Source organism: Cupriavidus sp. UYPR2.512, from assembly GCF_000379565.1.
Classification (GTDB): domain Bacteria; phylum Pseudomonadota; class Gammaproteobacteria; order Burkholderiales; family Burkholderiaceae; genus Cupriavidus.
The window spans coordinates 1-25,213 of the sequence record NZ_KB903153.1 but is presented as its reverse complement, the minus strand read 5'-3'; the positions used below and the strand labels follow the sequence as shown (position 1 = coordinate 25,213).

The following is a 25,213-nucleotide window of genomic DNA, read 5'->3' as shown; positions in this document are numbered from 1 at the left end:
TCTCACCCGCACCAGGCCAGCACCATATTGGTCAGGTCGACCATGAACCCCGGCCGCAGGTAACCCACGAACCCAAGCGCCAGCAGCCCGGCCAGCACCGCCAGCCCGGCTGCCTGCGCCACGCGGACGCGGGCCGCTGTCATCACGCGGCCGCCGGCTGCGCGCGCACCAGAGCCTGCTCGCGGATCGGCAGGTTCACCAGCGCGGCCACCACGCCCAGCGCGATCGAGATCAGCCACACCGTGTTGTAGCCGCCGGTGCGGTCATAGAGGTAGCCGCCCAGCCAGGCACCGAGGAAGCTGCCGATCTGGTGCGAGAAGAACACCACGCCCGACAGCATCGACAGGTATTTCACGCCGAACACCTGGGCGATGATGCCGTTGGTCAGCGGCACCGTGGACAGCCACAGGAAGCCCATCAGCGCCGCGAACACCCAGGTGCTGGCCACCGTCAGCGGCAGCAGCAGGTAGCCGGCGATCACCACCGAGCGCGTCACGTAGATGGCGGACAGCAGGTAGCGCTTGGGCAGGCGCTGGCCCAGCGCGCCCGCGGTATAGGTGCCGAATACATTGAACAGCCCGATCAGCGCCAGGGCCACGACAGCGACTTTCGGGTCGGTCAGGCCCTGGTCCTTCAGGTACGGCGCCAGGTGCACGCCGATAAACACCACCTGGAAGCCACACACGAAGTAGCCCAGCGTCAGCAGCTGGAAGTTGCGGTTGCCGAAGGCTTCGTGGACGGCCTGGCCGATGGTCTGGTGATGGCCGCCGGTGTGGGCCGCTTCGCGCGGCTCGCGCAGCGTCAGTGTCAGTGGCAGCATCACGCAGGCCATCAGCGCCATCACGTACAGCGCGTTCTGCCAGCCCAGGCCGGAGATCAGCCCCTGCTCCACCGGAATCATCAGGAACTGGCCGAACGAGCCGGCCGCGGCGGCGATGCCCATGGCCCAGACCCGCTTCTCGGGGCTGGCCACGCGCCCGATCACGCCGTAGACGATGCTGTAGGTGGTGCCGGACTGGGCGATGCCGATCATCACGCCGGCACCGGTGGCAAAGGCGGTGCCGCTGGTGGCCAGTGCCATCACCACCAGCCCGGCCACGTACAGCGCCACGCCAGCCAGCATGATGCGCAGCGCGCCGAACTTGTCGGCCAGCGCCCCGGCAAAGGGCTGGCTGGCGCCCCACATCAGGTTCTGCAGCGCCAGGGCAAAGGCGAAGGTCTCGCGGTTCCAGCCGTGGGCCTGCGTGATCGGCAGGTTGAACAGGCCGAAGCCGTGCCGGATGCCCATCGAAAGCGTCACGAGCAGCCCGCCGCACACAAGTACGGTGGTCAGGGAGAGTTGTCGGTTCTGCATGTCTTGGCTCGATGTGCGGCAGTCCCGCCGGGTGGGGCGGCGCCGACAGGGATTGTGTGTGCTTGTTGTTGTCCGTGCCGGGACGGCAATCAGGCTTGCCGGGGCCGGGTGGTGGCGAGTTTACTCTGGCTCGGGAAAACGCGTACTGCGCCGCCCGCGTTGCCGTCGCCCTGGCAAAAAGTGGCGGCCGCCCGGCAAACCGGGCGCCGGCGCGGGCTGGCAGGGCGAGCGCCTTTTTGGCGGGATTGCCGTCGCCCGCTTCCATTACAATGCAGTGCCCGGTGCCCCGGCGCGTGCACAGTTGTGCGCCTCGTGGCAGCCGGGAACCTCACTTTCGTAGCGACTCCATGGCGAGCAAAACCAGTCAGTACAGCGAATCTTCCATCCGGGTCCTGAAGGGCCTGGAGCCGGTCAAGCAGCGCCCCGGCATGTACACCCGGACCGACAACCCCCTGCATATCGTGCAGGAGGTGATCGACAACGCCTCGGATGAGGCCCTCGGCGGCCACGGCTCCGAGATCCTGGTGACCCTGCATCGCGACGGCAGCCTCAGCGTGGAGGACGACGGCCGCGGCATCCCGGTGGGCGTCCACCCGGAAGAAGGCGTGCCAGTGGTCGAGATCGTCTTCACCCGGCTGCACGCCGGCGGCAAGTTCGACAAGGGCAAGGGCGGTGCCTATGCCTTCTCGGGCGGCCTGCACGGCGTGGGCGTGTCGGTGACCAATGCCTTGTCGACGCAGCTGGACGTGACCGTGTGGCGCGACAGCATGTGCTCGACGCTGACCTTCTCCGGCGGCGACGTGACCGTGCCGCTGGCCTCGCGCAAGATCGAGCGTGGCGAGAAGAAGAGCGGCACCCGCGTGCAGGTATGGCCGGATGCCAAGTATTTCGACTCGGCCGCGATCCCGCTGGCCGAGCTGCAGCGCCTGCTGCGCAGCAAGGCGGTGCTGCTGCCGGGGGTCAAGGTCACACTGGTGACCGAGAAGACCGGCGAGCGCCAGACCTGGCAGTACGACCAGGGCCTGAAGGGCTATCTGGTCGAGGCGCTGGCCCAGGGCAGCGGCGCCGAGCTGGTGATCCCGATGTTCGAGGGCGAGCATTTCGCCGACCCCGACGCCAACCCGAGCGAGGAAGGCTTTGCCGATGGCGAAGGCGCCTCCTGGGTGGTGGCCTGGACCGAAGACGGCGCGCCGGTGCGCGAGTCCTACGTCAACCTGATCCCCACGCCGGCCGGCGGCACGCATGAATCCGGCCTGCGCGAAGGGCTGTTCCAGGCGGTCAAGAGCTTTATCGAGATGCACGCGCTGCAGCCCAAGGGCGTCAAGCTGATGAGCGAAGACGTGTTCGCGCGCGCCTCGTTCGTGCTCTCGGCCAAGGTGCTGGACCCGCAGTTCCAGGGCCAGATCAAGGAACGCCTGAACAGCCGCGACGCGGTGCGGCTGGTGTCCACCTTCAGCCGCCCGGCGCTGGAGCTGTGGCTGAACCACCATGTCGAGTACGGCAAGAAGCTGGCCGAGCTGGTGATCCGCCAGGCCCAGGCGCGCACGCGCGCGGCGCAGAAGGTCGAGAAAAAGAAGGGCTCCGGCGTGGCCGTGCTGCCCGGCAAGCTGACCGACTGCGAGTCCACTGACGTGACCCGCAACGAACTGTTCCTGGTTGAGGGCGACTCCGCCGGCGGCTCGGCCAAGATGGGCCGCGACAAGGAGTTCCAGGCCATCCTGCCGCTGCGCGGCAAGGTGCTCAACACCTGGGAGACCGAGCGCGACCGCCTCTTTGCCAACAACGAAGTGCACGACATCGCCGTGGCGATCGGCGTGGACCCGCACGGCGCCAACGACGAGCCCGACCTGTCCAATCTGCGCTACGGCAAGATCTGCATCCTGTCCGACGCGGACGTGGACGGCGCGCATATCCAGGTGCTGCTGCTGACGTTGTTCTTCCGGCACTTCCCCAAGCTGATCGATACCGGCAATGTCTGTGTGGCGCGTCCGCCGCTGTTCCGCGTCGACGCGCCCGCGCGCGGCAAGAAGCCGGCGCAGAAGCTGTACGCGCTGGACGAAGGCGAGCTGTTGGCCATCCAGGACAAGCTGCTCAAGGACGGCGTCAAGGAAAACTCATGGCAGATTTCCCGCTTCAAGGGCCTGGGCGAAATGAGCGCCGAGCAGCTCTGGGAAACCACCATGAACCCCGACACGCGGCGCTTGCTGCCCGTGTCGCTGGGCGAATACGACCTGCCGCAGACCGTCGAGATGATGAATATGCTGATGGGCAAGGGCGAGGCCGCACAGCGCCGCAGCTGGCTGGAAGAGAAGGGCAACGAGGTCGAGGCCGATATCTGAGGGAAGTGAGCGGCACCCGGACGGTAAGCGTCGGCCGGGGATTGGGTAGATAATCCCCACTCTCCCCTGGCCGTCGCTCCCGATGGTCGCCAACTGACAGCAATCCGGAACCCACGATGACGACGAGAACTCCCGGCAAACCATGGCGCAAGGCGGCGGCAGCCGTCGTGGCGCTGGCCGGGCTCGCCTTCGTGCCGGCGGCGCATGCCGAGCTGTGGGGCTTTATCGATGCCGACGGCGTGGCGCACTTTGCCGACCAGAAGCTCGACGCGCGCTACAAGCTGTTCATGAAGGACGGCGGCAAGCTGGATACCGGGCGCCTGGCGGCGCGGCAGTCGCAGGCGGCAGCAGGCGCGGACATCGACCTTGAGCAGCACAAGCTGTACCGCTACGTCGTCAACCATCCCAATATCAAGACCGTCGAGCCGCTGATCCACCAGATCGCCGGCAAGCAGGATGTCGATCCCGCGCTGGTCAAGGCGGTGATGGCGGTGGAGTCGGGCTTCAACCCGGGCGCGGTGTCGCCCAAGGGCGCGATCGGCCTGATGCAGGTGATCCCCGACACCGGCGCGCGCTTTGGCGTGAGCGCTGATGCGCGCCGCACCGTCGGGCAGAAGCTGGCCGATCCACGCACCAATATCACCGCGGGCGTGCGCTACCTGAGCTGGCTGATGCAGCTGTTCCCGAACAACCTGGAGCTGGTGCTGGCTGCCTATAACGCCGGCGAGGGCGCGGTGCAGCGCTACAACAACCGCATTCCGCCTTACCCGGAGACCCAGCAGTATGTCAGCACCGTGCTGCAGTTCTACCGGCTGTACCAGCCGCAGCAGGGCGCGGTGCTCAAGCGCGCCAGCGCCAGCGCGGACGGCCCGCGCGTGAAGATGGTCATCGGCGGGCGTCGCGCCATGCCCTGACCGGCATACCCGAACAACAAGCAACCCGGCGCGCCGGCAGTTCAACATGGCGCGCCGAATTCTTGCCTACCCATGGAACAACAAGACATCACGTTTCAACCTGAAGAGCCGGCCGATTCGCTGACGCTGGCGCGCTACGCCGAGCGCGCCTACCTGGACTACGCCGTCAGCGTGGTCAAGGGCCGCGCGCTGCCCGAGGTGGCCGACGGCCAGAAGCCGGTGCAGCGGCGCATCCTGTTCGCGATGCACGAGATGGGCCTGCGCGCCGACGCCAAGCCGGTCAAGTCCGCGCGCGTGGTCGGCGATGTGCTGGGCAAGTTTCACCCGCATGGCGACCAGTCCGCCTATGACGCGCTGGTGCGCCTGGCGCAGGACTTCTCGCTGCGCTACCCGCTGATCGACGGCCAGGGCAACTTCGGCTCGCGCGATGGCGACGGCGCGGCGGCGATGCGCTACACCGAAGCGCGCCTCACGCCGATCTCGCGGCTGCTGCTCGATGAGATCGACGAAGGCACGGTCGATTTCGCCCCCAACTACGACGGCTCGATGCAGGAGCCCAGGCTGTTGCCGGCACGGCTGCCGTTCGTGCTGCTCAACGGCGCCTCGGGCATCGCGGTGGGCATGGCGACCGAGATCGCGCCGCACAACCTGCGTGAAGTCGCCGCGGCCACCGTGGCGATGATCCGCAACCCCAATATCACGCTGGCCGAACTGCTGGCGCTGATGCCGGGGCCGGACTATCCGGGCGGTGGCCAGATCATCTCGCCGGCGTCCGATATCGCCCAGATCTATGAGGGCGGCCGCGGCAGCCTGAAGGTGCGCGCGCGCTGGACCATCGAGGAGATGGCGCGCGGCCAGTGGCAGCTGGTGGTGACCGAGCTGCCGCCCAACACCTCGGCGCAGAAGGTGCTGGAAGAGATCGAGGAAATCACCAACCCCAAGGTCAAGACCGGCAAGAAGGCGCTGACGCAGGACCAGCAGCAGCTCAAGGCCACCGTACTGGCAGTGCTGGATGCGGTGCGTGACGAATCGGGCAAGGATGCGCCGGTGCGGCTGGTGTTCGAGCCCAAGAGCAAGAACGTCGGCCAGCAGGAGTTCATCCATACGCTGCTGGCGCATACCAGCCTGGAGTCTGGCGCGCCGATCAACCTGGTGATGATCGGCACCGACGGGCGCCCGCGCCAGAAGGGCCTGCGCGAGATCCTGTCAGAGTGGATCGCGTTCCGCTTCGACACCGTCACGCGCCGCACGCGCCACCGCCTGGGCAAGGTCGAGGACCGTATCCATATCCTCGAAGGCCGGATGCTGGTGCTGCTCAATATCGACGAGGTGATCCGCATCATCCGCGAGAGCGACGAGCCCAAGCCGGCGCTGATCGAGGCCTTTGGCCTGAGCGACCGCCAGGCCGAGGACATCCTGGAAATCCGCCTGCGCCAGCTGGCTCGCCTCGAGTCGATCAAGATCGAGAAGGAGCTCAAGGAGCTGCGCGAAGAACAGGCCGACCTGGACGTGCTGCTCAAGTCCGAGACCATGATGCGCCGCCGCATCATCAAGGAGATCGAGACCGACGCCAGGCAGTACAGCCCGGAAGACAAGGACCCGCGCCGCACCCTGATCCAGGAGGAACGCCGCGCCGCGGCCGAAGTGCGCGTGGTCGACGAGCCGGTGACGGTGGTGATGTCGCAGAAGGGCTGGGTGCGCACGCGCCAGGGCCATGGCCACGATGCGCAGCAGTTCACCTTCAAGGCCGGCGACGCGCTCTACGGCACCTTCGAATGCCGCACCGTCGACGTGCTGCTGGCCTTCGGCACCAACGGCCGGGTCTATTCCGTGCCGGTCGCCAGCCTGCCCGGCGGGCGCGGCGACGGGGTGCCCATCACCACGCTGATCGAGCTGCAGTCCGGCAGCCAGGTCGCGCATACCTTCGCGGGCGCTGCCGAGCAGCGCATGCTGATTGCCACCGCAGGCGGCAACGGCTTCCAGACCAGGGTGGGCGACATGATCAGCCGGCAGAAGGGCGGCAAGTCGTTCCTGACGCTCGATGACGGTGACTCGCCGCTGGTGCCGGCGCCGCTGGGCGACGAGGCAACTCATGCGGCCTGCCTGTCCGGCAACGGCCGCTTGCTGCTGGTGGCGCTCGATGAAGTGAAGGTGCTGTCCGCAGGCGGGCGCGGCGTGATCCTGATGGAGCTGGAACCCAAGGAGAAGCTGCTGCAGGCGGTTGCCGTGGGCGCACCGGGGCTGGTGCTGTCGGGCGCGGGCCGCGGCGGCAAGCCGTCGTCGCAGAAGCTGGCGGGGCAGTCGCTGCTGCCGTATGTCGGCAAGCGCGCTCGCAAGGGCAAGCCGATCGAGGCGAAGCTGAAGGAGCCGAGGATCGATCCGGTGCGGGTGCAGCCGCCGGCTAGCGGAAACTGATTCCGTGTTTTCTCCCCTCTCCCATTTATGGGAGAGGGGAGAAAACCGCCGCCTCAATCCACCCCCACAAATCCCCCCGTCTGGTGCGCCCACAGCCGCGCATACAGCCCGCCGTGCGCCAGCAATTGCGCGTGCGTGCCGCTTTCCACGATATGGCCGTTGTCCAGCACGACCAGCCGGTCCATGCGCGCAATCGTCGACAGCCGGTGCGCGATGGCGATCACCGTCTTGCCCTGCATCAGCGTTTCCAGGCTTTCCTGGATCGCTGCTTCCACTTCCGAATCCAGCGCGGAGGTCGCTTCGTCCAGAATCAGGATCGGCGCGTTCTTGAGCAGCACGCGCGCGATGGCAATGCGCTGGCGCTGGCCGCCTGACAGCTTCACGCCGCGCTCGCCGACCTGCGCCTCCAGCCCGGTATTGCCGTGGGCGTCGATCAGGTGCGGGGTGAATTCGTCGGCGCGGGCGCGGTGCAGGGCTTCGGCCAGTTCAGCCTCGGTGCTGGCGGGCTTGCCGTAGCGCAGGTTGTCGCGGATCGAGCGGTGCAGCAGCGAGGTGTCCTGCGTGACCATGCCGATCTGTGCGCGCAGGCTTTCCTGCGTGACCGCGGCGATGTCCTGGCCGTCGATCAGGATGCGGCCGCGCTCGACGTCGTAGAGGCGCAGCAGCAGGTTGACCAGCGTCGACTTGCCGGCGCCCGAGGGACCAACCAGCCCGATCTTCTCGCCAGGACGCACTGTCAGGTCCACGCCTTCGATGACGCCTGAGCCCTTGCCGTAGTGGAATCCCACCTGCTCGAAGCGGACCTCGCCATGGGTGACGCGCAACGGCTTCGAGTCGGCGCGGTCGGTCACCACGCGCGGCACGGCAATCGTCTTCATGCCGTCCTGCACCTGGCCGACATTCTCGAAGATGCCGTTGACCACCCACATGATCCAGCCCGACATATTGTTGATGCGGATCACCAGCCCGGTGGTGAGCGCAATCGCGCCGGTGGTGACATGGCCCTCGCTCCACAGCCACAGCGCCAGGCCGGTGGTGCCGGCGATCAGCGCGCCGTTCATGGCGGTGATGGTGAGGTCCATGCTGCTCACCATGCGTCCGGCCAGGCGCGCCTTGTCGGTCTGATCGGCCATGGCGTCGCGCGCGTAGTCTTCCTCGTGCCGGGTATGGGCGAACAGCTTGAGCGTGGTGATATTGGTGTAGCCGTCGACGATGCGTCCCATCAGCCGGGAACGCGATTCCGTGGCCACCACCGAGCGCTGCTTCACGCGCGGCACGAAATTGAGCAGGGCAGCCATATAGCAGACGATCCACAGCAGCAGCGGGATCATCAGCCGCCAGTCGGCCTGCGCGAACAGCACCAGCGCGCTGACCGCATAGATCACCACGTGCCAGATCGCGTCCACTGCCTGCACGGCCGAGTCGCGCAGCGAGAAGCCGGTCTGCATGATGCGCTGCGCGATGCGTCCGGCAAAGTCGTTCTGGAAGAACGACAGGCTTTGCTTGAGCACATAGCGGTGGTTCTGCCAGCGGATCAGGTTGGCCAGGCCGGGGTTGATGACCTGGTGCACCAGCACGTCGTGCAGGCCGAAGAAGACCGGGCGCAGCAGCAGCGCCACCACCGCCATCCACAGCAGTTCATTGCGATGCCGGCTGAAGAACTCCGCGCCGGGCGTGGTCTGGGCCATGTCGACCAGCCGGCCGAGGAAGCTGAACAGCGCCACCTCGATCAGCGCGCCGACCAGGCCCACCAGCAACAGCAGCGCGAACACGCCCCAGACTTCGCGCAGGTACCAGGCATAGAAGCGCCAGACCTGGCCGGGCGGCTCGTGGTCGGGCATGCCCCGGAAGGGGTCGATCAGTCTTTCCAGGCGACGCAACATGGCGGATTCCCGTTGTGCACGGCGTGCCCCCGGCGTCTTCGTGGGATGTTGGGGGCGCGCGTGCGGCGGATCAGACACAACATGATACGCGCCTTGCACAATGGAAAAGCCCCGCCAGCGGCGGGGCATCGTCTGAACCGCAGTGCGGAAAATGCTGAACGGTCAGGGGTGATGGATAACCATATGCGTGAACGGCGGCACATAAGCCTGCAGCGTCACGAACAGGCCCACCAGGATCGCCAGCACGATCGAGTGGAAGAACACATAGCGCAGGATGTCGCCCTCGTGGCCGTACCACTTGGTGGCGGTGGAGGCCACCACGATGGACTGCGCATCGATCATCTTGCCCATCACGCCGCCCGAGCTGTTGGCCGAGGCCATCAGCACCGGCGACAGGCCCAGCTGCTCCGCCGTGGTCTTCTGCAGGCCGCCGAACAGCACGTTCGAGGCCGTGTCCGAACCGGTCAGCGCCACTCCCAGCCAGCCCAGCATGGTGCCGAACAGCGGATAGAACACGCCGGTGTGGGCGAAGGCCAGGCCCAGCGTGGCATCCAGGCCCGAGTAGCGGGTCAGGTAGCCGACGCCGAACATCGCGCAGATGGTCAAGAGCGAGTAGCGCACCAGCTTGATCGTTTCCCAGTACTCCTTGATCAGGCGCGGCACCGAGTAGCCCATCAGCAGGCCGCCGGCGATGGCCGAGACAAAGATGCCGGTGCCGGCCATCGACAGCACGTTGAAGTTGAAGACCGCGCCTTCGATGACGTCCTTGGGCACGACCGGCGGCACCTTGATGACGGCCTTGTCCAGCCCCGGGATCGGGAATTTCCACGCCCACAGGCTATCCATCAGCTTCTTGAACTCGGGGACGCCCCAGACGAAGACGAACACCGTCAGGATCACCCACGGCATCCAGGCCCTGGCCACCGAGATGCCGACCGAGGCGGCGCTGGCGCGCGCATCGGCTTCGAGCGCTTCGGGATGGTCGACCCTGGAGTCGTCGTGGCGGCCCAGGATCCTGGTCGAGGTCCAGATCTCCTTCGGATGCCAGACTTTCAGGAACAGCGTCAGCGAGCCCATCGACACCAGCGCGGCGATCACGTCGACCAGCCACGGGCCGTGGAAGTTCGACACCAGGAACTGCGGGACCGCAAAGCTCACGCCCGCCACCAGGACCGCCGGCCAGATCGCCAGCATGCCGCGGAAGCCGGCAAAGGCCCAGATCAGCCAGAACGGCACGATCACCGAGAAGAACGGCAGCTGGCGGCCGATCATGGCCGACAGGTCGAGCAGGTCCAGCCCGGTCACCGACGCCAGGCCGATGATCGGCGCGCCCAGCGCGCCATAGGCCACCGGCGCGGTGTTGGCGATCAGCGCCAGGCCCGAGGCGGCCAGCGGCGAGAAGCCCAGGCCGATCAGGATGGCGCCGGTCACGGCCACCGGCGTGCCGAAGCCGGCCGCGCCCTCGAAGAAGGCGCCGAAGCTGAACGCCACCAGCAGCAGCTGCAGGCGGCGGTCCTCGGTGATGCCGGAGATCGAGTTCTGCAAGACCTTGAAGGATCCGTTCAGCGTTGTGAGCCGGTGCAGGAAGATGATGTTCAGCACGATCCAGCCGATCGGGAACAGCCCGGACACGATGCCCAGCCCCGCCGCCTTGCCGGCCATCGCCGCCGGCATGCCGAACACCGTGGAGGCGACCACGATGCCGATCAGCAACGCCAGCCCGGCCGCCAGGTGGGCCTGCATATGAAAGAACGCCAGCGCTGCCAGCAGCACGGCGACGGGAATGCCCGCGGCAATGGTCGACAGCGCCATATTGCCTAGCGGATCATAGACTTGACTCCACACGATCGAAATCCTCCTCTGGTTTGGCTCAGGTGCCCGGGCGATCTGCGTGCCCTGGATATCCCGCATGCGCTTTGCACCGGCGTGCGGCAGCCGCCGCGCATCGGCAAAGAACAAGGATTTTAAGAACGGGTACCCACGCGGCTGTCGTACATCGCGTCATGATTGCCATGAGCCACATTCAGGGATCAGGGTTTGCCCAGGGGGCACGACAGCGCACATGGGACCCTTGCGCCACACCGACCAGAGTACTCTAAACGGCGCCTGTTGCAAAAGTATGCGTGCCAGCTGCCAGGCTGCATGACTGGCCGATGCAACCACCCGGCGCCGGCTGGCGTGAGCGTCGTTGTCCGGCCATACTGGCAGGCAGCGCGCGGGCAGGCTGCCCGCGCCACCCACTTCGAGGCGAGGTTCCCCATGTCCGAATTCCTTCCCCCGTTGCCGCTGCTGACCGCGTTCGTGCTGGCCAGCCTGGCGCTGGCCATCACACCCGGCCCGGCCGTGGTCTATATCGTCACGCGCACCCTGGCGCAGGGCCGGCAGGCCGGGCTGGCCTCGATCGGCGCGGTGGCGCTGGGCAACCTGGGCAATGCGATCGGCGCCTCGCTGGGGCTGGCGGTGCTGTTTTCGGTATCGTCGCTGGCGTTTTCGGTGGTCAAGTACGCGGGGGCGGCCTACCTGATCTGGCTGGGCATCCGCGCATTGCGCGGCGGCGGCGCGGCGGCCGACGGCGGCACCGCCGAAGTGGCGCCACGCAGCCTGCGCCAGGTGGTGCGCGACGGCTTCGTGGTGGCGCTGCTCAATCCCAAGACCGCGATTTTCTTTGCCGCCTTCCTGCCGCAGTTCATGAACCCGGCAGGCTCGGCGCTGACGCAGAGCCTGGCGCTGGGCGTGGCCTTCGTGCTGATCGCCGCGACCACCGATGCCTGCTACGTGATGGCCGCCGCCGCGGTGATGCCGGCACTGCGCCGCGCCGGCAGGGCGCGCGCGTTCGGCCGCTACCTGACCGGCGCGGCGTTTATCGGGCTGGGGGTATTTACCGCGGCATCGGGCTCGCGCGCCGCGAAGTAAGGCAGCACCGCAGCAAAGAAAAAACTGCCGCGGCTCAGCGCAGCGGCAGTTCCAGGATGCCGTCCGCGGCGGGACGGGCGCGCATCGCGCTCAACCAGCGCTCCAGGTCGGGGCGCGGCTGGTGCTTGAGTGGCAGCCCCATCCAGCGGTGCGCGGCGCAGGCCAGCGAGATGTCGGCCATGGTGAAGCGGTCGCCGCCGATGAACTCGCGTCCGGCCAGCGCCTTGTCCAGCAGCGCGGCCAGCGGCTCGGTGCGCTCGCAGGATGCCTTGATGGCAGCCTCGTCGCGCTCCGCTTTTGGCTTGCGCACCAGGCTCAGGAACGCCGTCACCATGGCCGGGCTGAAGGCGGTGGTCTGCCAGTCCATCCAGCGGTCGGCCGAGGCGCGTGCCTTGACGTCCTCGGGCCACAGCGTGCCTTCGCCGTAGCGCGCGCACAGGTACCGCACGATCGCATTGGATTCCCACAGCACGAACGGCTCGCCGCCGACATCGGTGCCGCGAAAATCCTCGATCACCGGGATCTGGCGGTTCGGGTTCAGGCGCACATAGGCCTCGGTGTCGAGGTCACCCCTGGTCACGCCGATATCGACGCGCTCATGGTCCAGGTGCAGTTCGCGCGCGCACCAGACCACCTTCTGCACGTTGATGGAGGAGAGTCGGCCCCAGATACGCAACATGTCGGCTCCTGTGGTGATATTTGCCCGTGGCCTCAGGCGGCGCGTGCCTGCCTGGCGGCGGCCGCAGCGATGGCTTCGCGGAATAGCTCGCCAAGGATCGCCACGCCCTGCTCGATGCGCTCGGCCGACACCGTGACAAAGGCCAGGCGCAGCGCGTTGCGCTTCGGGTTGCTGGCGTAGAACGGCGCGCCGGGCACATAGGCCACATTGCGCTTCACGGCTTCTTCCAGAATCACCATGCTGTCCAGGCCCTCGGGCAGCTCCATCCAGATGAACATGCCGCCTTCGGGCGCGTTCCAGCTCACGCCCTCGGGCATATGGCGCTTGAGCGCGTCCAGCATGTACTGGCACTGCTTGCCGTAGAGCTCGCGGATGGTCGGGATATGCGTGTCGAGCAGGCCGTCGCGGATGGTCTCGTAGGCCACGCGCTGGGTGAAGGTCGGCGTGTGCAGGTCCGATGCCTGCTTGGCCTGGCACAGCTTGAAGTGCAGCTCGGGCGGGGCGATCACATAGCCCAGGCGCATGCCGGGGGCCAGGATCTTAGAGAACGAGCCCATGTAGATCACGCCGTCCGGGTTCATCGACAGCAGGCTGGGCAGCTGGTCGCCGGTGTAGCTGAGCGCGCCGTAGGGATCGTCCTCGACCAGCAGCACGCCCTGTTCCTTTGCGCGGGCCACCAGCGCCTCGCGGCGCTCCAGCGGCAGGCGGCGCCCGGTCGGGTTCTGGAAGTTGGGCAGGGCGTACAGGAAGCGGGCGCCGGCGGTCAGTTCGGGCGTCAGCGCCTCGGGCAAGAGGCCCTTGTCGTCGCTGGGGATCGAGACGAATTCAGGTTCGAACAGCGAGAACGCCTGCAGGGCGCCGAGGTAGCTGGGGGTCTCCACCAGCACCTTGCTGCCCGGGTCGATCATCACCTTGGCGATCAGGTCCAGTGCCTGCTGCGAGCCGGTGGTGATCAGCACGCGCTCGACCGGCGCGCCATGGCGCCTGGCGACGAACTCGCGCAGCGGCAGGTAGCCTTCGGTCGCGGCATATTGCAGCGCCGCCTGTGGGTTGTCGGCGAATACGCGGGCCGTCGCTGCCTCCATGGCCGCTACCGGGAACGAGGCCGGCGACGGCAGGCCGCCGGCGAACGAAATGACTTCCGGACGCTCGGTGACCTTCAGGATTTCGCGGATGGCCGAGCTGGTCAGTTGCTGCGCCCGGCGAGAGATGGCCCATTTCATGATGTGTCTCTTGTGGTCTGGGGATTCTGGGCTGAGCGGAAAGCCTGCCGCTCAGTCAACGATAAATAGCCGTGCGCCCTTCGGCGAGGACGAACGGTGCGCTTCCGCCTGGTCGGCTACCTGGTAGCTGGTGCCCGCGCCGAGCACGAACTGCCGGCCGTCTTCCAGCTCGGTATGGAGCTCGCCGTCCAGCACGAACAGGATATGGCCCTTGCTGCACCAGTGGTCGGCCAGGTAGCCGGGCGAATATTCGACCATGCGCACGCGGATGTCGCCGAACTGGCGCGTGCGCCAGGTGGCCTCGCCCTGCTCGCCGGGGTGGCGGGTCGGCGCGATGGCCGACCAGTCGGTGGTGCCGAAGGGCAGGTTGTCGATGCGCACGCGGGCCTCAGGCCTTCACTTCGGCGATCATCTCGATCTCGACGCAGGCGCCCAGCGGGATCTGCGCCACGCCGAAAGCGCTGCGCGCATGCTTGCCCTTGTCGCCGAACACTTCGGCCAGCAGCTCCGAGGCGCCGTTGGTAACCAGGTGCTGCTCGGTGAATTCAGGGGTCGAGTTGACCAGGCTCATCACCTTGACGATGCGGGTGACGCGGTTCAGGTCGCCCACATGCGCGTGCAGCGTGGCCAGCAGGTCGATGGCGATCGCGCGCGCGGCGGCTTTGCCGGACTCGGTATCGATGTCCTTGCCCAGCTTGCCGGTCCATACCTTGCCGTCCTTGCGGGCGATATGGCCCGACAGGAACACGGTGTTGCCGGTTTGCGCGGCCATCACATAGGCGGCGGCGGGGGCGTTGACGGCCGGCAGTTCGATGCCGAGGCGGGCAAGGGTATCGTAGACGGACATGCGTTGGACTCCTGGTCAGTGAATGCGTCCTGGAAGGACGGGGGACGTTGCCGTGACGGGGGCGGGTGCGGTTTGGCGCACGGCGGCGCGGCGGCCCAGCGCCACGACCGCAATCACCGCCACCGCGAAGGCGATGGTGGGGGCGTCAAGCGGCTCGGACAGAATCAGCGCGCCGCCCGCCAGCGTCAGGAACGGCTGCAGCAATTGTATCTGGCCGACGCGGGCCACGCCGCCTTTTGCGAGGCCGGCGTACCAGAAAAGAAAGCCGACAAACATCGAGAACACCGACACATAGGCCATGCCGCTCCAGGCGCGCGGCGACGCCGCGGCAATCGCCGGCAGGTCGCGCAGGATCAGCCAGGCCACCAGCGGCACCAGCACCGGCAGCGACACCACCAGCGCCCAGCTGATGGTTTCCAGCCCGCCCAGCTCGCGCGACAGCTTGCCGCCCTCGGCATAGCCCAGCGCGCCCAGCACCACGGCGGCGAACAGGTACCAGTCCGCATGCTGCAGGCCGCCGGCACCCTGCCAGACAGCAAAGCCCACCACCAGCGCGCTGCCGGCCACGGCCGACAGCCAGAACGCCGGCGACGGCCGCTCACGCCCGAACCACGCGGCGAATACCGCGGTCGCCAGCGGCAGCAGGCCGATCACGATGGCGCCGTGGCTGGCCGGCACCTCGCGCATCGCCAGCGAAGAAAACAGCGGGAAACCCGCCACCACGCCCAGCGCGGTCACGGCCAGCCGCGGCCACTGGCCGCCGCGCGGGCGGCGGCTGGCGGACAGCGCGCCGCGCCAGGCAAGCAGCGCCAGCGCCAGCAGCGCGGCCAGGACGGCGCGCGCCAGTGCGACAAAGATCGGGTCCAGCTCGGCCACCGCCATGCGCGTGAACGGCAGCGTCTGGCTGAAGATCGCCACACCGACAAAGCCGAGCAGCATGCCGCCGGAGGCCGGTGGGGCAGACGTCGGTGGTGGTGAAGCGGGGCGGCTGGCGGGCATGGTCGGGCTCTTGGTTGTTGTTGGCTCGGGATCGGATCGCCGGGTGTCACTGCATGCCCGGGCGGGCACTGACCGCAATCCACAGCGCGGTCAGCGCCAGCGCCGCACCCATGGCGCGGTTGAACCAGCGCACGCGCTGGCCTTGCTGCAGCCATTGCCGCAGCGACGCGCCCAGCACGCCGTATACGCCGTTGCTGACAAAGCCCAGCACGGCAAACACGCCGCACACCAGCAGCACCCGCTGCACCGGCGCGGGCGCGCCCGTCATGTAAGAGGCCGCGACCGCCAGCGCCAGCATCCACGCCTTGATGTTGGCGTACTGCAGCACCGCTGACTGCCACACGCTCAGCGGGCGCAGCACCTGCTTCTGCGCCAGCACCGTGCTGCGCGCGATCTTCCACGCCAGCCACAGCAGATAGGCGACGCCGGCCAGGTGCACGATGGCGGCCAGCGCGGGCTGGCCCAGGATCAGTGCGCCCACGCCCAGCGCGCACAGCGCCAGGATGCTGGCAAAGCCGAAGGCCACGCCCACGCAGTGCGGCAGCGTGGCGCGCAGCCCGAAGTTGGCGCCGGTGACCGCGGCGATGGTGGTGTTGGGCCCGGGCGTGAACAGGCCCACCGTCAGCAGGGTCAGCAGGGCCAGGAACTGCGCGGCCGTCAGGCCGGTGAGCAAGCCGGACGCCATCACGCGAACGCGACCACCACGCGCCGGTTGGTGCGGCTCTTCTTCTCGATCCTGGTCACCACCACCGCGCCGATCTCGCTGGTGTTGGCCACGTGCGTGCCGCCGCAGGGCTGGCGGTCCACGCCGGGGATCTCGATGATGCGGATGCTGGCCGTACCCGCCGGCGGCGCGGCGCCGATGGTGCGCACGAGCTCGGGCTGGGCGGCCAGTTCCTGCGGCGTGATCAGCGTGGTGCGCACTGCGGTGCTGGCGTGGATCAGCGCGTTCAGGCGCTCGGTCAGGTCGGCCTTGTCCAGGGTCGATTCCGGCAGGTCGAAGTCGACGCGCGCCGACTCCGGCGAGATGCCGCAGCCGGTTACCGGCGCCGGGATCAGCGAGCCCAGCAGGTGCAGGCAGGTATGCAGCCGCATCAGCTTGTGGCGGCGCGCCCAGTCGATGGTCACGGTGACGCGCTCGCCCACGCGCGGCAGCGGCGCATCCGGTGCGGGCACATGCAGGATGCGGCTGCGGTCCTCAGCGTAGAGGGTGTCGGCGATGGCCACCGTGCGCCCGTCGGCCAGCGCCAGCGTGGCGGTGTCGCCGGCCTGGCCGCCGCTGCGCGCGTAGCACACGGTTTCGTCGAGCTCGATCCCTTCGGCGCCGGCCGCCAACACGGTGGCGGTGCAGTGGCCGAGGTAGGGGTCTTCGTCGAAGCGCTTGCGGGTGGCGGGCATCGGGGGTCTCCTTGCGGGCTTGTTCTGGGTGTGGCAGTGGCTAGCGCAGGGTGCGGATGCCCTGCGCGGTTTCGATTTCGGCAATCAGTTCGGGCGGGCCGTCGGCCTGCTCGATGGCGATGAGGTGGTCGGCGCCCAGCCAGGCCAGCCCCTGGCGCAGCAACTCGGCGCGCGGGTGGCGCCCGGACAGCTTGCGCAGCGCCAGGTCCTGCCGCGGCAGGCTGACGCCAGGATAGCTGGCCACGTCCCACTGGATCAGGCTGGGCAGCAGGCCGTCGCCGGCGCTGCCGGCTTCGCCCGGCCAGGCGGGCAGGCTGCCGTCTTCGGGCACGGTGATGCGCCAGTGCAGGCCGCCGCGGGTCATCGGGATGACCGGCACGATGCGCTCCGGGTACTGCGCCTGCCACCGGCCGAGGTCGGCGGGGCGTTCCACGCGCACGGCCCAGTGCAGCAGGAAGGGGCCGCCGCGCAGGCGCTGCCGCACGGCTTCGGTGTCCAGGCCGAACCAGCGCGCACGGGTCGGCGCCGTTGCCGCCGGATCGACCGCGATCACTTCCAGGTAGAGGCCGCCGAACATGCCCAGAACGCGGTTGTGCGTGCCCATGGCCGTGTGCGCACCGCCGCCCTGGGGCGCAATGCCCAGCAGGCCGGCAACGTAGTCCGTGCCGGCGGCCAGGTCGGGCGCGGCGATGACGAGGTGATCGAGGGCGAGCTTCATCTTGGCTTGATGGTAGACAAGGTAGTCGGTACAGTACCGGTACAGTTGAGCGGATCGTATTCAGTACAGTTGCAGGAGCAGCACATGGATGCCAAAAGCAGGGATGGCGAGGCGGGCAGCGAGACTGCCACTGTCACCCGCCAAAAGGATAACGGAGGCGACGCCAAAAGCACATCGTGGCATGCCTCCGGCCGCGCGCTGCGGCTGGTGGTGCCGCCCACCGAGCGCTTCCCGGATCCGATTCCCTCGGCGCAGATGACGCTGGTCGAGCAGTTGACCGAATGGGCCCGCATGCGCATCGACGAGCGCGTGTTCCGCGCCGGCATGCGCATGCCGTCGATCCGGCAACTGGCGCAGGAGAAGGGCATCTCGCGCTTTACCGTGGTCGAGGCCTATGAGCGGCTGGTGGCGCTGGGCTACCTGGAATCGCGCCGCGGCTCCGGCTTCTACGTGCGCGAGCGCGCCCCGGCCGCGCCCGCGGCGCCGGTGTCCAGCGACGTGGCGGTGGCGCGCAATATTGACGTGACCTGGCTGCTGCGCAGCATGTTCCATACGGCCGAGGCGCACAAGGCGCCGGGGCTGGGCTTCCTGCCCAACGACTGGCTCGACGGCGAGCTGATCGCCAGCGCGCTGCGCGGGCTGGGCCGCCAGCCCGGCAACCATTTCCTGGCCAGCGGCACGCCGCAGGGGTTCCTGCCGCTGCGCCAGCAGCTGCGCACCCGGCTGGAAGAACTGGAGATCGGTGCCAGTGCCGAGCAGATCGTGCTGACCTCGGGCATCACCCAGGCCCTGGACCTGATCGCGCGGCTTTACCTGCAGCCCGGCGACACGGTGCTGGTGGGCGACCCGGCGTGGTTCGTGATGTTCGGCCGCTTTGCCGCGCAGGGCGCCCAGGTGATCGGGGTGCCGTACACCGCCGAAGGGCCGGACCTGGAGGCGCTGGAGCGCATCGTGCAGGCACGACGGCCCAAGCTGTTCGTGATCAACTCGGTGCTGCACAACCCCACCGGCACCTCGCTGTCGGCGGCCAAGGCCTTCCAGCTGCTGCGCCTGGCCGAGCAGTACGACTTCCTGATCGTCGAGGACGATATCTATTGCGACCTGTGCCCGCCCGGCCACGCCGCGACCCGGCTGGCCAGCCTGGACCAGCTGCGCCGGGTGATCTACCTGGGCAGCTTTTCCAAGACCCTGGCGGCCAACCTGCGCGTGGGCTTTATCGCCGCGCACCCGGAGATGGCGTCAGCGCTGACCGACAGCAAGCTGCTGGCGGGGCTGGCCACGCCGGAGATCAACGAGCGCGTGCTGTACAAGGTGCTGACCGAGGGCCACTACCGCAAGCATGTGGAGCGCGTGCGCACCCGGCTGGACCGCGCCCGCGACGAGACCCGGCGTGAGCTGGAACGCCTGGGCCTGCGCCTCTTTCCCGGCCAGCACGCCGGCATGTACCTGTGGGCCGATACCGGCCGCGACACCAACGCGATCGCCACCGCGGGGCATGAAGAGGGCTACCTGTTCGCCCCGGGCAGCCTGTTCTCGCCGTCGCAGATGCCGTCGGGCTGGATGCGCTTCAACGTTGCCAGCAGCGGCCACCCGGACATGCTGGCCTTCCTGGCGCGCTGGCTCGAGCGCCTGTAAGTCATTCCGGCAGCCCCCGGGGCCTTGAAAAATGGCCCGGGCGGCCCTATGTCTGGCGGCACCGGCCATATGACCATGGCCACACCCACTTTCCAGATTCGCCTGTTTCCAAGAGGAGAACCATGACCGCACCGCACGAGACGATGAGCTTCCAGGCGGAAGTGAAGCAACTGCTGCACCTGATGATCCACTCGCTGTACAGCAACAAGGAAATCTTCCTGCGCGAGCTGGTCTCGAATGCTTCGGACGCCACCGACAAGCTGCGCTTCGAGGCGATCGCGAATCCGTCCCTGCTGGAAAACGACGCCGACCTGGCCATCCGCATCGAGGCCGACCCGCAGGCGCGCACGCTGACGATCACCGACAACGGCATCGGCATGAGCCGCGACGAGGCCATCCGCAACCTCGGCACCATCGCCCGCTCGGGTACCAGGGAATTCTTCCAGCAATTGTCCGGCGACCAGCAGAAGGACGCCGCGCTGATCGGCCAGTTCGGCGTGGGCTTCTACTCGGCCTTTATCGTCGCCGACAAGGTCACCGTGGAAACCCGCCGCGCCGGCCTGCCAGCCAACGAGGCGGTGCGCTGGGAAAGCGCCGGCGACGGCGAGTTCTCGATCGACGCGATCGACCGCGCCGAGCGCGGCACCACCATCACGCTGCACCTGCGCGAGGGCGAGGACGATTTCCTTTCCGCCTGGCGCCTGAAGGGCATCATCCAGAAGTATTCGGACCACATCTCGCTGCCAATCCGTATGCCCAAGGAAATCTGGGACGCCGAGGCCAGCGCGTACAAGCGCACCGACGAATGGGAAAGCGTGAACCAGGCCAGCGCCCTGTGGACGCGCAACAGGTCCGACATCACCGACGAGCAGTACACCGCCTTCTACCAGCACATCGCGCACCATGACAGCGAAACGCCGCTGGCCTGGACTCACAACCGCGTGGAAGGCCGCAGCGAATATACCCAGCTGCTCTACATTCCTTCGCGCGCCCCGTTCGACCTGTGGGACCGCAACCACAAGGCCGGCCTGAAGCTGTACGTCAAGCGCGTCTTCATCATGGACGATGCCGACCAGCTGCTGCCGGGCTACCTGCGCTGGGTCAAGGGCGTGGTTGATTCCGCCGACCTGCCGCTGAACGTATCGCGCGAACTGCTGCAGGAAAGCCGTGACGTCAAGGCCATCCGCGAGGGCTGCACCAAGCGCGTGCTGTCGATGCTGGAAACGCTGGCCGACAGTGAGGAAGAAGCCGAGCGCGCCAAGTACACGACCTTCTGGCAGCAATTCGGCCAGGCGCTCAAGGAAGGCATCGGCGAAGACCAGGCCAACCTGGAGCGCGTGGCGAAGCTGCTGCGCTTTGCCTCCACGCACAACGACACCGCCGAGCAGAGCGTGGCGCTGGCCGCCTACGTCGGCCGCATGAAGGAAGGCCAGGACAAGATCTACTATGTCACGGCCGATACCTGGTCCGCCGCGAAGAACAGCCCGCACCTGGAAGTGTTCCGCAAGAAGGGCATCGAAGTGCTGCTGCTGACCGACCGCGTCGACGAATGGATGCTGTCGTTCCTGCGCGAGTTCGACGGCAAGGAGCTGGTGTCGGTCGCGCGCGGCGACCTGGACCTGGGCAAGCTCGCCGACGAAGCCGAGAAGGCCGAGCAGGAAAAGGCCGAGGCCGACTGGAAGGACGTGGTCGAACGCGCCAAGGCCGTGCTCGACGGCAAGGCCAAGGACGTGCGCGTGACGCTGCGCCTGACGGCATCGGCCTCGTGCCTGGTCTCTGACGAAGGCGACATGAGCGGCTACCTGCAGCGCCTGCTCAAGCAGGCCGGCCAGAAGGCGCCGGACGCCCAGCCGATCCTGGAACTGAACCCGGAACACGCGCTGGTGCAGAGGCTGCGTGATCTTCCCGCTGGCGATGCCTTCAGCGACCGCGTGCAGGTGCTGTTCGACCAGGCACTGCTGGCCGAAGGCGGCATGCTGGACGATCCGGCTGCGTATGTGCAGCGCGTGAACAAGCTCCTGGCCTGACGCCCGGGCTGCCCTCGCCGCGCAGGCGGCGGGGGATTCCCGTCTCAATGTGGTGTAACGGAGCGCGTGACCGATGACGCTGAAGCGGTGCTTCCCGCCGGTCGTTGACGCCGGCACGCGCATCCTTATTCTCGGCAGCCTGCCGGGTGAGGCGTCACTGGCGCAAAGCCAGTATTACGCGCATCGGCAGAATCAGTTCTGGCGCCTGACCGGCGATGTTCTGCGTGAAGACCTGGTCCACATGGACTATGCCGCGCGGCTGCAAACGCTGCTGGCGCATCACGTCGGTCTGTGGGACGTGGTGGCGCAAGCGAAGCGTGAGGGCAGCCTGGACAGCAACATTCGCGGCCACGCGGGCAATGACCTGGCAGGTCTGGTTGAATCGCTACCGAAGCTGGAGGTGATTGCGTTCAATGGCGGTACTGCCGATCGTATTGGAATGAAGGCCCTCGCCCAGCATGGCGACCGCCATCGCATCGTCAGGCTCCCCTCAAGCAGTCCGGCTCATACCTTGGCCTACGCGGAAAAGTTACGTGCGTGGCAGCAGCTCGGGGTGTGGTTGTCCTGAGCTCGCTGACGGCGGAAGGTGTCAGCAAGGCCTGGCACTTCGATCAGATGCTCGCAATGTCTGAATTTGATATGGGTTCATGCCTGGCGATACTGCCTTTTGCTCGAATCGCATGCGCGCGCGTATCCCGGCGGCGCGGGTTGATGTGATCCAGGATGCGGAGCACATGACCACCGCAGAGACCCGGCGCGACCCCGGTCGGGCCTGAAGCGGCCCGCAGCCAGCCAGCGGCTTCGCAAATCGCCCGTATTGAATCCACCCGTGCGCATGTGACGCATGCGGGATTGCCGTGGGCCATGGCGCACCTATACTCAAGTCGAGTGACCCATCATTCGAAACCGGGGGTATCGGCCGCTCCTTGTTGCGCCTTGCGGACTCGCACTTTCGGACGCATGGCGCTGACGCATCGGAAGTGAGCGCCTGAGGCGGCAACTATGCAGGCAAGGAGGCAATCATGTTCAAGCATCTCCTGCTGGCGGTCGATGGCTCCGACCTGTCTGAACTGGCATTCCGCAAGGCCCTGATGCTGGCGCGGGACATGGGGGCGCGTACCACCGCGGTGCGGGTCTGTCCGAACTACCACGTCCTGACCTACCAGGTCGAGATGCTGGAGGACACCCGCGAAACCTACGTGAAGCAAGCCTGGGAAGACGCAACCCGCTACCTGCGCGGACTGGCCGACGAGGCCGGCGCCGCGGGCGTGCCCTGTGAGACGGCATACGCCGTCAACGACCATCCCTACGAGGCCATCATCAAGACGGCCGAGGAAAAAGGCTGCGACCTGATCGTGATGGCTTCGCACGGGCGGCGCGGGGTTCAGGGCATGCTGATCGGCAGCGAAACCCTGAAGGTGCTGACCCACAGCAAGATTCCGGTGCTGGTGTACCGGTAGGCGGCGACTAGCGCCGCCGGCGCAGCGCGCCCGCCTGCACGCATTGCCGCATCCGCGCCGCCAGGTGCGGCAGTGAGCCTGTGCGCCAGCGGCTGCGCAGGTCGTCGGTCAGCGGCACTGCGATCAGCCCCAGCAGCAGCACGGCCAGCGGCAGCGTGGCGCTGAAACCCAGGTGCTTGAACCCCAGCGCGCCGGCGACGCCGCCAGCAAAGAACAGCGTGACCAGCACCACCAGCAAGCGCAGCTTGCGCCGGTTGGCGAGCACGCGGGGCAGGGCGCGCGCTTGTGTGCGTGATGGCGGGCGCGCCGGCGCGGCTGTGTTCCAGTAGCACAGCTTACCCAGCTCGATGCCGATATCGGTGACCATGCCAGTGAGGTGGGTGGTGCGGATCTCGGCGTTCGAGAGCTTGGTGATCATGGCATTCTGCAGCCCCATGATGAAGCACAGCAGCATCACCGTGGCTGGCACGAACAGCCACTGGTCCTGCCCCAGGTTGCCGCCGATCAGGCCAAAGCACAGCAGCAGCCCCGCTTCCAGCGCCAGCGGCAGCGCGTATTCACTGTGCAGCCGCTCGCGCCGCCCCCAGTTGACCAGCACCGCTGAGCACGCGGCGCCGCCGAGAAACGACAGCAGCGCCCCGACCCCGTCCAGTACCAGCGCGAAGCTGCCCAACGCCAGGTTGTCGGCCATGGCTGAGACCACGCCGGACATATGCGAGGTGTATTGCTGCACGGCCAGGAAGCCGCCGGCATTGATGGCGCCGGCGACAAAGCAGAGGTAGCCGGCCAGATGCCGGTTGGCGTGGGGGCTGCGCCGCTTCCCGGTCAGTTTGCGCAGGTACAGGATCGGCATGGCGATGGGGGCGGCGTCTGGCGGATTGGGCAGGGAGGCGGAGGACCTGCGTTGCCGCTACAGGGTGTTCCGGGGCCGGGCAAGGGCGTGCCAGGCGTCGGGGGCGGCGGCAACTGCCTCGCCGCGCTTCATGCGGCGGGCAGTCGGTGTCAGCTTCAGGGCATGCACGGCTTCCAGCACCCGTGCGCGTGCCAGCAGCGTCTGCAGCGGCGGCAGCCGGGGCGGGCCTTTCCAGGCAAACAGCGTGTAGTTGCAGCTGTCCTCGGCACGCGCGACCGACATCGAGGCCCCGAACACGGCGCGCACCGCGCCCAGGTAGTGCGGCATGCCGCGGTCGCTTGCAAGGAAGTTGGCCACCAGCACGCCGTGGTCGGCCAGCCGCGCGTGGCAGGCCGCGTAGAAGCCGGCGGAGCCAAGCTGCAGCGGCATGCCGTCAGCCAGGAAGCCGTCGACGAGGATGACCTCGGGGCGCGCTTCCCGGCCCTTGACGAATTCGGCGCCATCGGCGCAGACCACTTGCAGGCGGGCATCGTCGGGCGGAATGCGGAAGCGCTCGCGCAGTGCGATCACCGCCGGGTCGATCTCGACCGCGACCACCCGCTGGCAGGCAGGTGCCGGTAGCAATACTTGACCAGCGAGCCTCCGCCGAGCCCGATCACCGAAATCCGAGCCGGCGACGGATGCAGCAGCAGGAATCCCATCATGGTGCGCGTGTAGCCCAGCACCAGCCGGTCGGGATCGCGGCGCGACATGAAGCTCTGCGTGGCCAGCACGTCGAAGTGCAGCGACAGGGCGGTCTCGGTTTCCAGCACCACGGGCGTGCCGTCGCGCGGGGCTTCGGCCAGGAACCGCATATAGGAGTCAAAGGACGTGCGGCCGCTATCCGTGGCGATGCCGGGGGCGGCGTCCGGTATGCGTTCGTTCATGGCTGGCCGTTCCCTGGACCGAGCAGTTGTGCGATGGACCTGACCGCGGCGACTTCGTCCGGGCCGTCGGCCTGGATGCGCAGCACGGTGCCAGGCGGCGTGCGCAGGCGCATGACGGCCATCACGTCGCGCGCATCGGCCGAGCCGGAGTCCGTGACCAGCACAATGCGGCTGGTAAAGCGGCTGGCCACCAGGCTCACGCGCGCCGAGCCACGTCCCTGGAAACCCCTGCCGGCAGCGATGTTGAGGGTCGCCTCGATCACGGCAGCCTTGCGCAGTGCAGGCCCCGGGGGGGCGGGACCGGTCGGCTGGCTGGGGCGGGCAAGGTGGCGGGTGCCGCTCCCGGGCATCGTGGACATCGGAGACATCTGTCGCAGTCACATATGATGTTACTCAGTAGTCAGAAATATATGCGACAAAAATTGAACTTCCATAATCTGTCGAAATCCGACGTTTATGAAACGAGACGGACGAACCTTGGCGCATAACACCCTTGAGGAAATGCGCGTACTGGCCGTGCAACGGATGAGGGAGGGTGAGCATCCTGAGGACGTAGCCAAATCCTTTGGCATGCATCGTTCCTGGGCCTTCCGATGTCGCGCTATGACCATGGGGCGCGGCAAGGGCTTG

Annotated in this window: 21 protein-coding genes and 3 pseudogenes; 9 read left to right on the top strand and 15 right to left on the bottom strand. The window is 67.6% G+C overall.

The features are described from left to right. Positions 1 to 2: 2 nt before the first annotated feature. Positions 3 to 143: a hypothetical protein gene (locus tag A3A5_RS44180; RefSeq protein ID WP_018313425.1), complete on the bottom strand. Its 141-nt coding sequence runs from the start codon at positions 141 to 143 to the stop codon at positions 3 to 5. Beyond that, positions 143 to 1,354, bottom strand: coding sequence for an MFS transporter (locus A3A5_RS0126125; protein ID WP_026201141.1), 1,212 nt, complete (start codon positions 1,352 to 1,354; stop codon positions 143 to 145). Before A3A5_RS0126125 ends, A3A5_RS44180 begins: the two co-directional genes overlap by 1 nt. Before the next feature lie 347 nt (positions 1,355 to 1,701). On the opposite strand from A3A5_RS0126125, the gene A3A5_RS0126120 reads away from it, so the two are divergent. The 3 genes from A3A5_RS0126120 (at position 1,702) to parC (ending at position 7,022) form a co-directional block, all read left to right on the top strand. Continuing rightward, the gene (locus A3A5_RS0126120; protein ID WP_018313423.1) at positions 1,702 to 3,693 is read left to right on the top strand and encodes a DNA topoisomerase IV subunit B; all 1,992 of its coding nucleotides are present in this window, start codon (positions 1,702 to 1,704) and stop codon (positions 3,691 to 3,693) included. A 116-nt stretch (positions 3,694 to 3,809) separates the two neighbouring features. Continuing rightward, entirely contained in the window at positions 3,810 to 4,607 is a 798-nt protein-coding gene (locus A3A5_RS0126115; protein WP_018313422.1) for a lytic transglycosylase domain-containing protein, read from the top strand. Between the two features lie 72 nt (positions 4,608 to 4,679). Next, positions 4,680 to 7,022, top strand: a complete 2,343-nt coding sequence (gene parC / locus A3A5_RS0126110) for a DNA topoisomerase IV subunit A (protein WP_018313421.1) — start codon at positions 4,680 to 4,682, stop codon at positions 7,020 to 7,022. Between the two features lie 53 nt (positions 7,023 to 7,075). Here parC and A3A5_RS0126105 read toward each other — a convergent pair whose 3' ends face one another. Together A3A5_RS0126105 and A3A5_RS0126100 are read right to left on the bottom strand one after the other, a co-directional pair. Continuing rightward, the gene (locus A3A5_RS0126105; protein WP_026201140.1) at positions 7,076 to 8,905 is read right to left on the bottom strand and encodes an ABC transporter ATP-binding protein; all 1,830 of its coding nucleotides are present in this window, start codon (positions 8,903 to 8,905) and stop codon (positions 7,076 to 7,078) included. Positions 8,906 to 9,067: 162 nt separating this feature from the next. Continuing rightward, complete coding sequence (locus A3A5_RS0126100) at positions 9,068 to 10,750, bottom strand: L-lactate permease (RefSeq protein WP_026201139.1); 1,683 nt, start codon at positions 10,748 to 10,750, stop codon at positions 9,068 to 9,070. 414 nt (positions 10,751 to 11,164) lie between these two features. Here A3A5_RS0126100 and A3A5_RS0126095 point away from each other — a divergent pair, with 414 nt between their 5' ends. Beyond that, on the top strand, positions 11,165 to 11,818 hold the full coding sequence (locus A3A5_RS0126095; RefSeq protein ID WP_018313418.1) for a LysE family translocator: 654 nt from the start codon (positions 11,165 to 11,167) through the stop codon (positions 11,816 to 11,818). A gap of 34 nt (positions 11,819 to 11,852) precedes the next feature. Here A3A5_RS0126095 and A3A5_RS0126090 read toward each other — a convergent pair whose 3' ends face one another. Genes A3A5_RS0126090 through A3A5_RS0126055 form a run of 8 tightly spaced genes read right to left on the bottom strand, consistent with a single transcriptional unit; the run spans position 11,853 to position 17,682 of the window. Next, a complete protein-coding gene (locus A3A5_RS0126090; protein ID WP_018313417.1) occupies positions 11,853 to 12,497 on the bottom strand; it encodes a glutathione S-transferase family protein in 645 nt (214 codons plus the stop codon). Positions 12,498 to 12,529: 32 nt separating this feature from the next. Continuing rightward, positions 12,530 to 13,720: a PLP-dependent aminotransferase family protein gene (locus A3A5_RS0126085; protein ID WP_018313416.1), complete on the bottom strand. Its 1,191-nt coding sequence runs from the start codon at positions 13,718 to 13,720 to the stop codon at positions 12,530 to 12,532. 51 nt (positions 13,721 to 13,771) lie between these two features. Further along, positions 13,772 to 14,101: a DHCW motif cupin fold protein gene (locus A3A5_RS0126080; protein WP_010813560.1), complete on the bottom strand. Its 330-nt coding sequence runs from the start codon at positions 14,099 to 14,101 to the stop codon at positions 13,772 to 13,774. A gap of 7 nt (positions 14,102 to 14,108) precedes the next feature. Next, positions 14,109 to 14,567, bottom strand: coding sequence for a RidA family protein (locus A3A5_RS0126075; RefSeq protein ID WP_018313415.1), 459 nt, complete (start codon positions 14,565 to 14,567; stop codon positions 14,109 to 14,111). A 15-nt stretch (positions 14,568 to 14,582) separates the two neighbouring features. Then, complete coding sequence (locus tag A3A5_RS0126070) at positions 14,583 to 15,566, bottom strand: DMT family transporter (protein WP_026201138.1); 984 nt, start codon at positions 15,564 to 15,566, stop codon at positions 14,583 to 14,585. A gap of 46 nt (positions 15,567 to 15,612) precedes the next feature. Continuing rightward, positions 15,613 to 16,251, bottom strand: a complete 639-nt coding sequence (locus A3A5_RS0126065) for a LysE family translocator (RefSeq protein ID WP_018313413.1) — start codon at positions 16,249 to 16,251, stop codon at positions 15,613 to 15,615. Beyond that, positions 16,251 to 16,964 carry an alanyl-tRNA editing protein gene (locus A3A5_RS0126060; RefSeq protein WP_018313412.1) on the bottom strand — a complete coding sequence of 238 codons (714 nt, stop codon included), beginning with the start codon at positions 16,962 to 16,964 and terminating at the stop codon, positions 16,251 to 16,253. The genes A3A5_RS0126065 and A3A5_RS0126060 overlap by 1 nt, the downstream gene beginning before the upstream one ends. 40 nt (positions 16,965 to 17,004) lie before the next feature. Continuing rightward, entirely contained in the window at positions 17,005 to 17,682 is a 678-nt protein-coding gene (locus A3A5_RS0126055) for a VOC family protein (RefSeq protein WP_018313411.1), read from the bottom strand. A gap of 84 nt (positions 17,683 to 17,766) precedes the next feature. On the opposite strand from A3A5_RS0126055, the gene A3A5_RS0126050 reads away from it, so the two are divergent. From A3A5_RS0126050 to A3A5_RS0126035, 4 genes are all read left to right on the top strand, one after another. Beyond that, positions 17,767 to 19,317: a PLP-dependent aminotransferase family protein gene (locus A3A5_RS0126050; RefSeq protein WP_018313410.1), complete on the top strand. Its 1,551-nt coding sequence runs from the start codon at positions 17,767 to 17,769 to the stop codon at positions 19,315 to 19,317. Between the two features lie 122 nt (positions 19,318 to 19,439). Then, positions 19,440 to 21,344: a molecular chaperone HtpG gene (gene htpG / locus A3A5_RS0126045; RefSeq protein WP_018313409.1), complete on the top strand. Its 1,905-nt coding sequence runs from the start codon at positions 19,440 to 19,442 to the stop codon at positions 21,342 to 21,344. Between the two features lie 73 nt (positions 21,345 to 21,417). Further along, positions 21,418 to 21,912, top strand: coding sequence for a DNA-deoxyinosine glycosylase (locus A3A5_RS0126040; protein WP_018313408.1), 495 nt, complete (start codon positions 21,418 to 21,420; stop codon positions 21,910 to 21,912). A gap of 454 nt (positions 21,913 to 22,366) precedes the next feature. Continuing rightward, positions 22,367 to 22,804 carry a universal stress protein gene (locus tag A3A5_RS0126035; RefSeq protein ID WP_018313407.1) on the top strand — a complete coding sequence of 146 codons (438 nt, stop codon included), beginning with the start codon at positions 22,367 to 22,369 and terminating at the stop codon, positions 22,802 to 22,804. Positions 22,805 to 22,847: 43 nt separating this feature from the next. Here A3A5_RS0126035 and A3A5_RS0126030 read toward each other — a convergent pair. The 3 genes and pseudogenes from A3A5_RS0126030 to A3A5_RS39370 all read right to left on the bottom strand — a co-directional run. Beyond that, positions 22,848 to 23,657 (bottom strand): annotated as a pseudogene (locus A3A5_RS0126030) (YoaK family protein); the annotation flags it as partial. Between the two features lie 57 nt (positions 23,658 to 23,714). Continuing rightward, positions 23,715 to 24,583: pseudogene (locus A3A5_RS39375) on the bottom strand (spermidine synthase). After that, positions 24,580 to 24,942, bottom strand: coding sequence for an HPr family phosphocarrier protein (locus A3A5_RS39370; protein ID WP_018313405.1), 363 nt, complete (start codon positions 24,940 to 24,942; stop codon positions 24,580 to 24,582). Before A3A5_RS39370 ends, A3A5_RS39375 begins: the two are co-directional and overlap by 4 nt. Positions 24,943 to 25,039: 97 nt before the next feature. Here A3A5_RS39370 and A3A5_RS44175 point away from each other — a divergent pair. After that, a pseudogene (locus A3A5_RS44175) lies at positions 25,040 to 25,213 on the top strand (IS630 family transposase); the annotation flags it as partial.